16 protein-coding genes are annotated in these 13,689 nt (G+C 75.7%); all 16 read left to right on the top strand.

Annotation, left to right across the window (positions count from 1 at the left end):
• The first annotated feature begins 106 nt into the window (after nt 1–106).
• The 16 genes from GA0070622_RS15945 (at nt 107) to GA0070622_RS16020 (ending at nt 13,639) form a co-directional block, all read left to right on the top strand.
• Nucleotides 107–2,383, top strand: a complete 2,277-nt coding sequence (locus tag GA0070622_RS15945) for an FAD-dependent monooxygenase (RefSeq protein WP_091574024.1) — start codon at nt 107–109, stop codon at nt 2,381–2,383.
• On the top strand, nt 2,380–2,700 hold the full coding sequence (locus tag GA0070622_RS15950) for a putative quinol monooxygenase (RefSeq protein ID WP_091574025.1): 321 nt from the start codon (nt 2,380–2,382) through the stop codon (nt 2,698–2,700). The genes GA0070622_RS15945 and GA0070622_RS15950 overlap by 4 nt, the downstream gene beginning before the upstream one ends.
• On the top strand, nt 2,697–3,926 hold the full coding sequence (locus GA0070622_RS15955) for a cytochrome P450 family protein (RefSeq protein ID WP_091574026.1): 1,230 nt from the start codon (nt 2,697–2,699) through the stop codon (nt 3,924–3,926). Before GA0070622_RS15950 ends, GA0070622_RS15955 begins: the two co-directional genes overlap by 4 nt.
• A 29-nt stretch (nt 3,927–3,955) precedes the next feature.
• Nucleotides 3,956–4,621 (top strand): TcmI family type II polyketide cyclase, encoded by a 666-nt coding sequence (locus tag GA0070622_RS15960; protein ID WP_091574027.1) that lies wholly within the window; start codon nt 3,956–3,958, stop codon nt 4,619–4,621.
• A 103-nt stretch (nt 4,622–4,724) separates the two neighbouring features.
• Nucleotides 4,725–5,108: a DUF1622 domain-containing protein gene (locus GA0070622_RS15965; RefSeq protein ID WP_091574028.1), complete on the top strand. Its 384-nt coding sequence runs from the start codon at nt 4,725–4,727 to the stop codon at nt 5,106–5,108.
• 30 nt (nt 5,109–5,138) lie between these two features.
• Nucleotides 5,139–5,615 (top strand): macro domain-containing protein, encoded by a 477-nt coding sequence (locus tag GA0070622_RS15970; protein WP_091577487.1) that lies wholly within the window; start codon nt 5,139–5,141, stop codon nt 5,613–5,615.
• 110 nt (nt 5,616–5,725) lie between these two features.
• Entirely contained in the window at nt 5,726–6,127 is a 402-nt protein-coding gene (locus tag GA0070622_RS15975) for a TOBE domain-containing protein (RefSeq protein WP_091577490.1), read from the top strand.
• Nucleotides 6,124–6,915, top strand: a complete 792-nt coding sequence (gene modA, locus GA0070622_RS15980) for a molybdate ABC transporter substrate-binding protein (protein ID WP_091574029.1) — start codon at nt 6,124–6,126, stop codon at nt 6,913–6,915. The genes GA0070622_RS15975 and modA overlap by 4 nt, the downstream gene beginning before the upstream one ends.
• Nucleotides 6,912–7,709, top strand: coding sequence for an ABC transporter permease (locus tag GA0070622_RS15985; RefSeq protein ID WP_091574030.1), 798 nt, complete (start codon nt 6,912–6,914; stop codon nt 7,707–7,709). The genes modA and GA0070622_RS15985 overlap by 4 nt, the downstream gene beginning before the upstream one ends.
• 115 nt (nt 7,710–7,824) lie before the next feature.
• Complete coding sequence (locus tag GA0070622_RS15990; protein WP_091577492.1) at nt 7,825–8,886, top strand: ABC transporter ATP-binding protein; 1,062 nt, start codon at nt 7,825–7,827, stop codon at nt 8,884–8,886.
• Between the two features lie 96 nt (nt 8,887–8,982).
• Nucleotides 8,983–9,261, top strand: coding sequence for a hypothetical protein (locus GA0070622_RS15995; protein ID WP_245666342.1), 279 nt, complete (start codon nt 8,983–8,985; stop codon nt 9,259–9,261).
• A gap of 50 nt (nt 9,262–9,311) precedes the next feature.
• A complete protein-coding gene (locus tag GA0070622_RS16000; RefSeq protein WP_425412766.1) occupies nt 9,312–10,331 on the top strand; it encodes a zinc-dependent alcohol dehydrogenase in 1,020 nt (339 codons plus the stop codon).
• A 2-nt stretch (nt 10,332–10,333) separates the two neighbouring features.
• On the top strand, nt 10,334–10,732 hold the full coding sequence (locus GA0070622_RS16005; RefSeq protein ID WP_091574032.1) for a 6-pyruvoyl trahydropterin synthase family protein: 399 nt from the start codon (nt 10,334–10,336) through the stop codon (nt 10,730–10,732).
• A gap of 4 nt (nt 10,733–10,736) precedes the next feature.
• Complete coding sequence (locus GA0070622_RS16010; protein ID WP_091574033.1) at nt 10,737–11,774, top strand: glycosyltransferase family 4 protein; 1,038 nt, start codon at nt 10,737–10,739, stop codon at nt 11,772–11,774.
• Nucleotides 11,771–12,580 (top strand): small ribosomal subunit Rsm22 family protein, encoded by an 810-nt coding sequence (locus GA0070622_RS16015; protein WP_091574034.1) that lies wholly within the window; start codon nt 11,771–11,773, stop codon nt 12,578–12,580. Before GA0070622_RS16010 ends, GA0070622_RS16015 begins: the two co-directional genes overlap by 4 nt.
• A gap of 90 nt (nt 12,581–12,670) precedes the next feature.
• Complete coding sequence (locus GA0070622_RS16020) at nt 12,671–13,639, top strand: lysylphosphatidylglycerol synthase transmembrane domain-containing protein (protein ID WP_176710551.1); 969 nt, start codon at nt 12,671–12,673, stop codon at nt 13,637–13,639.
• Nucleotides 13,640–13,689 lie beyond the last annotated feature (50 nt).

Below are 13,689 nucleotides of genomic sequence, written 5' to 3' on the forward strand. Positions count from 1 at the left end.
GGCGGCGTCACCGGTGGGGGACGTCACGGCATGCGGCGGTGACGAACGGGTGACGCGACCTCCGGCAGGGTCGCGGCACGAGAACGGGACGGTTCGAGGGGGCGGCATGATCAGGACGATGCTCCGGCTGCGCGCGCGTGCGGGGTGCGAGCCCGCGGTCGGACCGGCCTGGGAGACCGTCGCCGGGCAGGTCGGCGCGCTCGCCGGCAGCCTCCGGCACGAGCTGCTGCGCGACGCCCTGGACCCGTACGGCTTCGTCGTGGTCACCGAGTGGACCGACGAGGCGGCGCTGCGCGCGTACCGGCAGGGGCCGGTGGCGGCACGCCTGACCGACCTGCTCCGGCCGCTGACCGAGCCGGCCGACCCGCCCGACTACCCGCCGATGCGGGAGGACGGCGACGGCGACGGCCCGGTCTACGTGGACGTGGAGCTGACCGTGCCACGGGACCGGCTCGCCGAGTTCCACCGGGGCTACCCCGAGGTGGTGCGGCGGATGGCGGCCATCCCCGGCTACCGGCGTGAGCAGCTGCTCCGTGAGCCCGGCTCCGACACGCACCACATCTTCGCGGAGTGGGACGGCGCCGCCCCGTTCCTCGCCTGGATCGGCGACCCGGCCCACGCCTCGGTGCAGGCCGGCCCGATCGCACCGTTTCTTCTCGACATCCGGCGCCGCCTGTTCCACGTCGTACCCGACGGGACCGGCCGCCACTCGACCACGGGCAGGGAGGCCGACGTGCAGCAGACAACGGAGGTACTGGTCGTCGGGGCGGGGCCCACCGGGCTGACCGCCGCCGTCGAGCTGGCCCGGCGCGGCATCGCCTGCCGGGTCATCGACAAGCAGGTCACGCCGCCCGGCCACGCGGACAAGGCGATCGGCGTGCACTGCCGCACCATGGAGATCTGGGAGGAGCAGGGCGTCGTCCGGGAGGCCATGGACGCCGGCATCTGGCTCACCGGCAACATGGTCTTCGTCAACGGCGAGCAGACCCACCGGATGAGCTGGGAGCTGCCCGGCCTGCCGTACGACCACCTCGGCCTGCCGCAGTACGAGACCGAGCGGATCCTCACCGCCCGGCTGGCCGCGCTCGGGGTGCGCCCGCAGCGCGGCGCCGAACTGGTCGACTTCACCCAGGACGCCGACGGCGTGACCGCCACCGTCCGCACCGCCGACGGCGGCACCGAGACGGTACGCGCGGCGTACCTGGTCGGCGCCGACGGCGCGCACAGCCGGGTACGGGAGCGGCTGGGGCTCACCTTCACCGGCGGTCTGGGCCGGTTCCCGCAGCTGTTCATGCTGGTGGACGTCGACGTGAACTGGGACATGCCGGACGGGCACCTGCTGCGGTTCCTGCACATGACCGACGGGCAGATGGACGGGATGCTGGTCTGCGTGCCGCTGCGCGGCGCGCACCGCTACCGCATCGCCACCCTCGCCCCGCCCCGGTTCTTCGCCCAGACCGGCGGGCGGGACGCCCCGCCCGGGTTCAGCGAGGAACTCGACGAGCCGACCATCGCCGACGTGCAGGCCGCGCTGGACCGCCTCGCGCCACCCGGCACCCGGGCGAGCAACCTGCGCTGGTCATCGGTGTTCCGGATCAGCCACGGCATCGTCGACCGCTACCGCGACGGCCGGGTCTTCGTCGCCGGGGACGCCGCCCACCTGCACCCGCCCGCCGGCGGTCAGGGCATGAACACCGGCATCCAGGACACCTGGAACCTGGCCTGGAAGCTGGCCCTGGCGGTACGCGGGCTCGCCGCGCCCGGCCTGCTGGACAGCTACGAGACCGAGCGGCGCCCGGAGGGCGAGGAGATCGTCGGCCGGGCGGTACGGATGGCCGGCACCGAGGAGGTGGACCGCGCCGACCTGGAACGGCAGTTCCTCCAGGAGATGTCCATGCTGCTCAGCTACGCCGGCAGCCCGCTGGTCGGGGAGACCGTCGCCGACCCGGCCGCGCTCGGCGACGCGCCCCGCCCCGGCGACATCGCGCCCGACGTCGACGGCCTGCGCCGGCGCGGCGTCGGCCACCCGCTGCGGCTGCGGGACCTGACCCGGGGCACCCGGCACACGCTGCTGCTCTACGCCGACGCCACGGCCGACCCGGCGCAGCTGGCGGGGTTCACCGACCTGTGCGCCGACGCGCGTCGCCTCGCCGGTGGCGAACTCGACGCGTACCTGCTGCTCGACCCGGAGGCCGACGAACCGCGCCTGGCCGACCCGCCGGTGGTGCGCGACGCCGACCGCCGGTTCCGGGCCGGGTACGGGCTGACCGGCACCGGGCTCTACCTGATCCGCCCGGACGGGCACGTCGGGTTCCGGGGCGCGCCCGTCGACCCGGACGCGCTGCGCAAGCACCTGCATCTGATCTTCGGGAGCGCGCGGTGAGCCGGGTGCGCACGGTGCTGACGATGCGGACCCGCCAGGGGTGCGAGGCACAGTTCGAGGCGGCGTGGCTCACCGTCGCCGAGGAGATCCGGTCCCTGGACGGCTGCCTGCACCAGGACCTGGTCCGCGACGCCGACGACCCGCGCAGCTATCTGGTGATCAGCGACTGGGCGGACCGGGAGCGGCTGGACGCGTTCGGCCGCAGCGCGCACCGGGACCGGCTGCTGACCCTCATCCGCGAGCTGCGCGAGTCCGCGCAGCGCCACACCTACCAGGTGCTGCACAGCGTGGCCGGCGAGCCGGGGGAGGGGCGATGACCGACGACGACAAGGTGCCGGCCGCCGAGTTGTACACCGAGGCGTTCGCGGCCGACCCGTATCCCACGTTCGCCCGGCTGCGGACCGAACGGCCGGTCTGCCCGGTCGGCTCGCCGCGGTTCGACTCGTGGCTGATCACCGGCTTCGACGACGCGCGCGCGGCGCTGACCGACCCGCGACTGTCCAAGGACCTGTACGGGCCGGACCAGCACTACCTGCGGATCTTCGGCCCGAACTCGGAGGGGTTGAACCGCAACATGCTCAACTCCGACCCGCCCGAGCACACCCGGCTGCGCCGGGTCGTGTCGCAGGCGTTCGCGCCCCGGCGGATCGAGGCGTTGCGTCCCCGGGTGGCGGTGATCGTCGACCAGCTCATCGACAAGATCATCCCGCAGGGCGAGTCGGACCTGATGCACGACTTCGCGATCCCGCTGCCGATGACGGTCATTTGCGAGCTGCTCGGGGTGCCGCCCGCCGACCACGGGCGGGTGCTCGACTGGACCCAGGTCATCCGCACCTCCGGCTCGACCAGCCGGCCCCCGGCGGAGGAACGCGCGGCGGTCCAGGAGGCGCAGCTGCGGCTGCACCACTACCTGGCCGACCTGGTCCGGGCCAAGCGCGACGACCCGGCCGACGACATCATCGGCGCGCTCGTGCGGGCCGTCGACCAGGACAGGACGCTGTCCGAGGCGGAACTGGTCACCACCACGTTCCTGCTGCTCTTCGCCGGGCACCAGACCACCGCCGACTTCCTCGGCAACGCCGTGCTGGCCCTGCTCACCCACCCCGAGCAGCTCGAACTGCTGCGCGCCACGCCCCGCCTGCTGCCGGCGGCGATCGAGGAACTGCTCCGGTTCGACGGCCCGCTGCCGGTGGCCAGCCCGCGCATCGCCACCGAGGACATCGACTACCAGGGGGTACGCATCCCGCGCGGGTCGATCGTCGGGGTGGCGATCAACGCGGCGAACCACGACCCCGGCCACTTCGCCGACCCCGACCGGCTCGACGTGCGCCGGGTCCGGGGACCGCACCTCGGCTTCGGCCACGGCGTGCACTACTGCCTCGGCGTCTCGCTGGCCCGGATGGAGGCGGAACTCGCCCTGTCCGCGCTGCTGCGCCGGCTGCCCGGGCTGCGGCTCGGCGTCCCGCTCGCCGAGGTGCGCCGGCTGCCGGCCGCCTCGCCGTTCCGCGGCCTGCTGGAACTACCGGTCACCTTCACCGTCTAGCCCGTCCCACCCGTCTTCGAGGAGCAGTCATGGTCTTCCGGAACGTGATCGTCTGCCACATGGTCCCCGGCAGCGAGCAGATCGTCGGCGACGTCTTCGGCCACTACGACCAGGTCACCCGGCCGCAGGACCTCGGCGTCATCGGCCGGTACCTGCTGTCGCACCACGACCTCTACATCCACGTGATCGAGCGGGAGCAGGACCCGCGGATCTCCGGGCAGACCCGCGGGCTGCCCGCGTTCCAGAAGATCGCCGAGGCGATCGGCCCGTATGTGACCCCGTACCCGCGCTACTGGAAGAACCCGTCGGACTCGGTGGCCAAGGAGTTCTACCACTGGGCGCCCGAGGGTGAGCCGCCGGCGGACACCACGCTCACCGTGATCGTCGGGCGGATCAAGCCCGGCGCCGAGCCGGACGTGGCCCGGGTCTTCGGCGAGTCCGACGCCGGGTCGCTCCCGACCGACCTGGGCGTGACCGGGCGCTGGCTCTACTCGATCGACGACGTCTACGTGCACCTGCTGGAGCAGGAGTCCTCGGCCGCCGAGGCGACCCGGGACCAGCACGGCGACGCCCCGTCGTTCGGCAAGGTGATGCAGGACCTCGGCCCGTACATCGAGCCGTACCGGCCGGAGGCGTGGCACGGCCCGCAGGATTCGGTGGCCACGGTCTTCTACCGCTGGCAGGCCCAGGACTGAGCCACCCCGCGCGCTCCCGCCACCGGGTGGCGGGAGCGCCGAATCCCCCTGCCGGTCGCGGTCCGTGCGTCAGGCTGGACCCGATTCCGTACGGGGGTGTCGGGTGCCGACCAAGGAACTCATCCAGCACGTCGGCGCGCTGCTGGACCTGGCCGGGGTGCTGGTCATCGCGGTCGGCGTGGCGGTCGCCACGGTGGTCTTCGCGGTGCGCTGCGGGCGCACCCGGCAGGTGGTGGCGAACTACCGGGCCTACCGGCAGGGCGTCGGCCGGGCGATCCTGCTCGGCCTGGAGTTCCTGGTCGGCGGCGACATCATCCGCACGGTCGCGGTGTCACCCACCTTCACCAGCGTCGGCGTGCTCGCGCTGATCGTGCTGGTCCGGACGTTCCTCAGCTTCTCGCTGGAGGTCGAGTTGGACGGCCGCTGGCCCTGGCAGGGTCGCCCGCCGGTGAGCCGGCCGAGCGTGGGCGCCCGGCCGCAGCGCTGACCGTCGCACCCCCGGGGCAGGATGACGACCGTGCGCACGCTGCGGATCATCCAGGGAGACGCGACCAGCCCGCAGGCGAAGGGCCCCAAGGTGATCGCCCACGTCTGCAACGACCTGGGCGGCTGGGGGAAGGGCTTCGTCCTGGCGATCTCCCGGCGCTGGCCGGAGCCCGAGCGTGACTACCGCGACTGGCACCGGCACCGGGCCGGCAACGACTTCGGCCTCGGCGCCACCCGGCTGGTGCGGGTCGCGCCGGACCTGTGGGTGGCCAACATGGTCGGCCAGCGTGGCATGCGACGCGGCAGCGGCGGGCCGCCCATCCGCTACGACGCGGTGGAACGCTGCCTCACGGCCCTGGCCGACCACGCCGAGGAACTGGGCGCGTCGGTGCACATGCCCCGCATCGGGTGCGGGCTGGCCGGCGGCTCGTGGCAGCGGATCGAGCCGCTGGTGCTGCGCACGCTGTGCGCCCGCGACATTTCCGTGACCGTCTACGACCGGTCCTGAGCCGCACCCCGGTGGCACGCAGGTGCGCCGGCCAGGTGGCGTAGCACCTCGCGCATGCGAGGTCCGAAGCCCCTTCCCGGCCGCACGTGCGTGCCGATAGGGTGGCCGGCGTGACGGTGTTCCGGATTGGCGAGGCGGCCGAACTGCTCGGGGTCAGCGCGGACACGGTCCGGCGCTGGATCGACGCCGGTCGGTTGCCGGCCGCCCGCGACGAGCACGGCCACCGGGTGCTCGACGGCGCCGACCTGGCCGCGTTCGTCCGCGCCCCCGGCCACCCCGAGCTCACCTCGGCCCGCAACCGGCTGCGCGGCATCGTCACCGCCGTCGTCAAGGACACCGTGATGGCCCAGGTCGACATCCAGGCCGGGCCGTTCCGGGTGGTGTCGCTGATGAGCCGCGAGGCCGTCGACGACCTCGACCTCCGGGTCGGCTCCGTCGCCGTCGCCGTGATCAAGTCGACCACCGTGGTGGTGGAGCGCGCCCCCGCGCCCAAGGGAAGGACCAACCCGTGACCGTACGGCGGCCCCGCGCCACCCTCGCCGGCGCGCTCGTGGCGGCGCTCGCCCTCGCCGGCTGCGGCGGCGGGCCGGACGAACCGGCGGCCGGGCGGGACGGCGGCGGCCGGGTGACCGTGTTCGCCGCCGCCTCGCTCACCGAGTCCTTCACCCGGCTCGGCACGGACTTCGAGGCCGCCCACCCGGGCAGCACCGTCACGTTCAACTTCGCCGGCAGCTCGGCGCTGGCCACCCAGATCACCCAGGGCGCGCCGGCCGACGTGTTCGTGGCGGCGTCCCCGGCGACGATGAGGACGGTCACCGACGCCGGCGACGCGGCCGGCACGCCGGTCACCCTGGTCCGCAACCAGCTCGTCGTCGCCGTGCCGAAGGGCAACCCGGGCCGGGTCGCCGGCCTGGCCGACCTCGCCCGGCCCGGCGTCAAGGTCGCGCTCTGCGCCGAGCAGGTGCCGTGCGGCGCGGCGGCCCGGACCGCGTTGGACGCCGGCGGCGTCCGGCTCACCCCGGTCACCCTGGAACAGGACGTCAAGGGCGCGCTGGCCAAGCTGCGCCTCGGTGAGGTCGACGCCGCGCTGGTCTACCGCACCGACGTCCGCGCCGCCGCCGCCGACCTGGACGCGGTCGAGTTCCCCGAGTCCGCCCGGGCGGTCAACGACTACCCGATCGTGGTGCTGCGCGGCGCCGGCAACCCCGAGGGCGCCCGCGCCTTCGTCGACTTCGTCCGCTCCGACGCGGGTCTGGCCGTGCTCACCGCCGCCGGTTTCCAGGCCGCGTCCGGGTCGTGAACCGCGCGGTACGCCGGCAACGGGTCCCGGCCGCCCTGCTCGTCCCCGCCGGGCTGGGGCTGGTCTTCCTCGTCCTGCCGTTGGTCGGCCTGCTGGTCCGGGCGCCCTGGACCACGCTGCCCCGGCGGCTCGGCGAACCGGGTGTGCTCACCGCGCTGCGGCTGTCCCTGGAGACCGCCACCGCCGCCACCCTGCTCTGCGTCGCGCTCGGCGTACCCCTGGCCTGGCTCCTGGCCCGGGTGGAGTTCCCCGGGCGGCGGCTGGTCCGCGCGCTGGTCACGGTGCCACTGGTGCTGCCGCCGGTGGTCGGCGGCGTGGCGCTGCTGCTGGTCTTCGGCCGGCGCGGGCTGCTCGGGTCGTGGCTGGACGACACGTTCGGCGTGACGCTGCCGTTCACCACCGCCGGGGTGGTGCTGGCCGAGGCGTTCGTCGCCATGCCGTTCCTGGTCATCGCGGTCGAGGGGGCGCTGCGCGCCGCCGACCCCCGCTACGAGGAGGCAGCGGCCACGCTCGGCGCCGGCCGCTGGACCACCTTCACCCGGGTCACCCTGCCGCTGGTCGCCCCCGGCGTGGCGGCCGGCGCGGTGCTCTGCTGGGCCCGCGCGCTGGGCGAGTTCGGCGCCACCATCACGTTCGCCGGCAACTATCCCGGCCGGACCCAGACCATGCCGCTCGCCGTCTACCTGGCCCTGGAGACGGACCCGCAGGCGGCCATCGTGCTCAGCCTCATCCTGCTCGTCGTCTCCGTGGCCATCCTCGCCGGCCTGCGCGACCGCTGGGTCGGCAGCGCGTGAGCGCGAGGAGTGAGCCGGGGTTGCGAGCCCCGCAGTCGCGAACGAATGTGGTCCCGTGAGCGCGAGGAGTGAGCCGGGGTTGCGAGCCCCGCAGTCGCGAAAGAGGGTGGGCTCGGTGAGCGGGGAGGTGCTGCTCGACGCGCACCTGGTCGCCGAGCGGGACACGTTCGGGCTGGACGTGCGGCTGCGCATCGCCGCCGGGGAGGTGGTGGCGCTGCTCGGCCCGAACGGCGCCGGCAAGACCACGGCGCTGCGGGTGCTGGCCGGGCTGCACCCGCTCGCCGCCGGGCACCTCACCCTCGACGGCGTCGACCTGGACCGGCCCGACCGGCGGGTGTGGACGCCGCCGGAGCGGCGGCCGGTCGGCGTGGTGTTCCAGGACTACCTGCTCTTCCCGCACCTGAGCGCGCTGGACAACGTGGCCTTCGGGCCCCGCCGTCGGGGCGCCGACCGGCGTGCCGCCCGGGCCCGGGCGCAGGGCTGGCTGGACCGGGTCGGCCTCGGCGAGCAGGCCCGACGGCGGCCCCGGCAGCTCTCCGGCGGGCAGGCCCAGCGGGTGGCGCTGGCCCGCGCGCTCGCCGTCGAGCCGACCCTGCTGCTGCTCGACGAGCCGCTGGCCGCGCTCGACGCCCGGACCCGGCTGGACACCCGCGCCGAACTGCAACGCCACCTCGGCGCGCACCCCGGCGCGACGCTGCTGGTCACCCACGACCCGCTGGACGCCCTGGTGCTGGCCGACCGGCTGGTCATCGTCGAGCACGGCCGGGTGGTGCAGGAGGGCGACGCGGCGACCGTCACGGCCCGGCCGCGCACCGACTACGTGGCCCGGCTGGTCGGGCTCAACCTGCACCGCGGCCGGGCCGACGGGCGCAGCGTCACCGTCGGCGGCCTCGCCCTGACCACCGCCGACAGCGTGCACGGGGAGGCGTTCGTCGCGTTCCCGCCGGCCGCCGTCGCGCTGCACCCGACGCGTCCCGAGGGCAGCCCGCGCAACGTCTGGCCGGCCACGGTGACCGGGGTGCAGCGGCACGGCGACAACCTGCGGGTGCAGCTCGCCGGGCCGGTCGAGGTGGCCGCCGACGTCACACCCGCCGCGGCGGCGCAACTCGGGCTGCGCCCCGGCCAACCGGTCTGGGCGGCGGTGAAGGCCGCCGAGACGCGCGCGTACCGGGCGTGAGATATCCCGCTGGTCGGAGAATGTGCGCAGGTGGGAGGTTTGACGTCGGCTCCTCCGGTCACTGGGACGGTGAGCCACGACGGAAGGGGGACACCGGTGCCCGACGCGATCCGGACCAGGTCCAGTCAGGACGCCGCCCTGCCCGAGGGCGTCACCGATCCGCTGCTGTGGCGCGCCGCGTACGACGTGGCCGCCGCGCACCGGCCCGACCCGGCCGGCCGCTGCACCAGCCTGCTCTGCGCCGGCCGCCCGGCGCCCTGCGAGCCGTTCACCGCGGCGCACAAGGCCATGCGGCTGGCCGGGGACGCCGGCCGTCGCGCCGGATACGACGGGTCCGCCGGCCGGGCGACCCGCGACCGGCGGCGCGCCGCCTGAGCGTCGCGGGGCCGGGCGGTTCGAACCGTGGACGCCCCGCTTCCGTGTTTATGATCGACAACTCGGTCGGAATGCGGGGAAGAGGAGAGTTCGTGACGGTCGACGCCCACGCCTTCTGGCTGCGCGCTCCCGGCCAGGGCGAGATCCGGCCGGTCCGGCTCGCCCCGCCCGGACCCGACGAGGTGCTGGTCCGGGCCCGGTTCTCCGGCGTCAGCCGGGGCACCGAGACGCTGGTCTTCAGCGGTCGGGTCCCGGTCGACCAGTACGCCGCCATGCGTGCCCCGTTCCAGGAGGGCGACTTTCCCGCGCCGGTCAAGTACGGCTACCTCAGCGTGGGCACGGTCGAGGAAGGCCCGGCGGAGCTACGCGGTCGTACCGTGTTCTGCCTGCACCCGCACCAGAGCGCGTACGTGGTCCCGGCCGACGCCGTGGTGGTCGTGCCGGACGGGGTGCCGGCGGCGCGCGCGGTGCTGGCCGGCACCGTCGAGACCGCGGTGAACGCGCTCTGGGACGCCGCGCCTCTGGTCGGCGACCGGGTCACCGTGATCGGCGGTGGCATGGTCGGGTGCGGCGTGGCCGCCCTGCTGGCCCGCTTCCCCGGCGTCCGGGTGGAGCTGGTCGACGCCGACCCGGCGCGGGCCGCGGTGGCCGCGGCGCTCGGCGTCGACTTCGCCCTGCCCGCCGACGCGACCGGCGAGCGCGATCTGGTGGTGCACGCCAGCGCCACCGCCGACGGGTTGCAACGCGGCCTGGAGCTGCTCCGCCCGGAGGGCACCGTGCTGGAGCTGAGCTGGTACGGCGACCGGCCCGTCACCCTCGCGCTCGGCGGCGCGTTCCACGCCCGGCGGCTCGGCATCCGCAGCAGCCAGGTCGGCACCGTGTCGCCCCGGCGTGCCGACCGCAGCTACGCCGACCGCCTCGCCCTCGCCCTGGACCTGCTGGCCGACCCCGCGTTCGACGCGCTGCTCACCGGCCGTTCCCGCTTCACCGACCTGCCCGACGTGCTGGACCGGCTCGCCTCGGGCGAGCTGCCGGCGCTGTGCCATCTCATCACCTACGGCGAGGAGTGAACGTGTTCAGCGTGACCGTCCGGGACCACATGATGGTCGCCCACAGCTTCCGCGGCGAGGTGTTCGGCCCGGCCCAGCGGCTGCACGGCGCGACGTTCGTCGTCGACGCCACGTTCCGCCGGCCCGACCTGGACGCCGACGGGATCGTGGTCGACATCGGGCTGGCCACCGAGCAGCTCAGGGCCGTGCTCGGCGAGCTGACCTACCGCAACCTCGACGACGAGCCGGCCTTCGCCGGGGTGAACACCACCACCGAGGTGCTGGCCCGCACGGTGGCCGACCGGCTCGCCGACGCGGTGCACGCCGGCCGGCTGGGGGAGGGGGCACGAGGGCTGGCCGGGATCACCGTCACCCTGCACGAGTCGCACGTCGCCTGGGCGAGCTACGAGCGGTCGCTGTGACCGGATGACGGCCGTCCACGTGGTGCTGCCGGGCGACATCGACGACCCGGCGAACCCCAGCGGCGGCAACGCCTACGACCGGCACGTCTGCCGGGGACTGGCCGCGCTCGGCTGGGCCGTGCGCGAACACCCGGTGCCGGGTGGCTGGCCGCACCCGGCGCAGCGCGAGCGGGCCGAGCTGGCCGGGCTGCTCGGCGGGCTGCCTGACGACGCGGTCGTGCTGCTCGACGGCCTGGTCGCCTCGACCGTGCCGGACGTGCTCACCCCGCACGCCACCCGGCTGCGCCTGGTGGTGCTGGTGCACCTGCCGATCGAGGGCGAGGCCGAGGGTCGGGCGCTGGCGGCGGCGACCGCGGTGGTCGCCACCAGCGACTGGACCCGGCGGCGGCTGCTCGACCACCACGGGCTCGCCGGCGGCCGGGTGGCGGTGGCCGAGCCCGGGGTCGACCCGGCGCCGCTCGCCCCCGGCACGCCCGGCGGCGGTCGGCTGCTCTGCGTCGCGGCGGTCACCCCGATCAAGGGCCACGACGTGCTCGCCGCGGCGCTGGCCCGGGTCGCGGACCTGGCCTGGACGTGCGACTGGGTGGGGCCGCTGGACCGGGACCCGCGTTTCGTCGACCGGATGCGTCGGCGGCTGGTCGACACCGGCCTCGCCGACCGGGTGCGACTGACCGGCCCCCGTACCGGCGACGAGCTGGCCGCCGCGTACGCCGCCGCCGATCTGCTGGTCCTGCCCTCGCGGCGGGAGACGTACGGCATGGTGGTCACCGAGGCCCTGGCGCGGGGCGTGCCGGTGCTGGCCGGCGACACCGGCGGTCTGCCGGCCACGCTGGGGCACGCCCCCGACGGCGACCGGCCGGGCCTGCTGGTGCCACCGGAGGACCCGGGCGCGACCGCCGACGCGCTGCGCCGCTGGCTCACCGAACCCGCCCTGCGGGAGCGGCTGCGCCGCGCCGCCCGGCAGCGGCGGCACACCCTCACCGGCTGGCCGGTCACCGTGGACCGGCTGGCGACCGCGCTCAAGGAGGCGACCGCGGCATGACCACCTCACTCCCGCCCGACTTCGCGGACTGGCTGCGGCTGCGTGAGCCCGCCGACGCCGCCGCCCGCTCGACCGAGCTGGCCGACGCGGTCCGGGACCGGCTGCCCGCCGACCGGCCGCTGGTCGTGCACGACCTGGGCAGCGGCACCGGCTCGATGGCCCGCTGGCTGGCCCCCCGGCTGCCCGGCCCGCAGCACTGGGTGCTGCACGAACGCGACGCCGACCTGCTGGCGCTGGCCGGCGCCGGGCGGCTGACCGCCGCCGACGGCGGCCCGGTCACCGTGACCACGCGGGGCTCGGACATCACCCGGTTGACCGCCGCCGACCTGGCCGACGCCCACCTGGTCACCGCGTCGGCGCTGCTGGACATGCTCACCGCCGAGGAGATCGACCGGATGGCGGCGGCCTGCGCCGGGCACCCCACGCTGTTCGCGCTCACCGTGCTCGGCCGGGCGGAGTTCACCCCGCCGCACCCGCTGGACGCCGAGCTGACCGCCGCGTTCAACGCCCACCAGCGGCGCACCGTCGACGGGCGGGTGCTGCTCGGGCCGGACGCGGTGGACGCGACGGTGGTCGCGTTCGCCCGCCACGGCGTCGAGGTCGCGGTGCGGTCCACCCCGTGGCGGCTCGGCCCGGAGCAGGCCGCGCTGGCCGCCGAGTGGCTCGCCGGCTGGGTCGACGCGGCCGTGGAGGAACGACCGCATCTGTCCGGGCCCGCCGCGACGTATAGGAAGTGGCGGCTCGACGAGGCCGCCGCCGGCCGCGTGGAGGTCGTGCTGCACCACGCCGACCTGCTCGCCGGCTGAACCGTACGGCCCGCCGACACGTGACATCCGGTGGGAACGAGGGAGGACCGCTTGTCACACGTCGCCGTCGCCGGGTCCGTACCGGCCGTCATGCCCGCGCCCGTCGGGGCGCGCCGGGCCCGGGCCCGCCTCGCCCGGGTGGGCCGGGCCTGGGTACGTCCGCTCGCCGGGCTGGCGGTGCTGGCGGTGCTGGTCGCCTCCGTGGGCACCGGTCCGTTCCTGGCCGGACTGCGGCTGATCGACGCGCCGGCGCTCGCCGCCGCGCTCGGCATCGGCGTGGTCACCACGGTCTGCTGCGCCTGGCGCTGGTCCCTGGTCGCCGGCGGGCTGGGCGTACGGCTGCCGATGCGGGCCGCGGTGGCGCACTGCTACCGGGCGGTCTTCCTCAACTCCACCCTGCCCGGCGGGGTGCTCGGCGACGTGCACCGGGCGGTGCGGCACGGCCGCGACGCCGGGGACGTGGCCCGGGGCGTACGGGCGGTGGTCTGGGAGCGCACCGCCGGGCAGGTGGTCCAGGTGGTCATCGCGGTGGGGCTGCTGGCCGCGTTTCCGTCCCCGGTCCGCCCGTACCTGCCGGCGCTGGCCGCCGGCCTGGCCGTGGTCGCGCTGGCGCTGGTGCTGGCCGCCCGCGCGGTGCCCCGCTCCGGTGCGTCCCGCTGGGCCCGGGCGGCGCGGACCGCGCTCGCCGACGTGCGCTCCGGGCTGCTGGGCCGCCGGACCTGGGCCGGCGTGGTGGTGGCCTCGACCGTGGTGTTCGCCGGCCACCTGGCCACCTTCGTGGTGGCCGCCCGCACGGCCGGCGCGGACGCCCCGCTGTCCCGCCTGCTGCCCCTGACGCTGCTCGCGCTGCTCGCCATGGCGGTGCCGCTGAACGTGGGCGGGTTCGGCCCGCGGGAGGGGGTGGCCGCGTGGGCGTTCGCGTCGGCCGGGCTGACCGCCGCGCAGGGCGTCGCCACCGGCACGGTCTACGGCGCGCTGGTCCTGGTGGCCAGCCTGCCCGGCGCCGCGGTGCTGCTGGTGCGCCGCCTGCCGCGCCGGGAGCCCGGCAACTGTCGGTGATCCCGCCTACGGTGAGGGTGCGAGGTGTGCGTCGTCGGGTCCGCCCGGCG

Origin of the sequence: Micromonospora sediminicola (assembly GCF_900089585.1) — a bacterium.
Classification (GTDB): domain Bacteria; phylum Actinomycetota; class Actinomycetes; order Mycobacteriales; family Micromonosporaceae; genus Micromonospora; species Micromonospora sediminicola.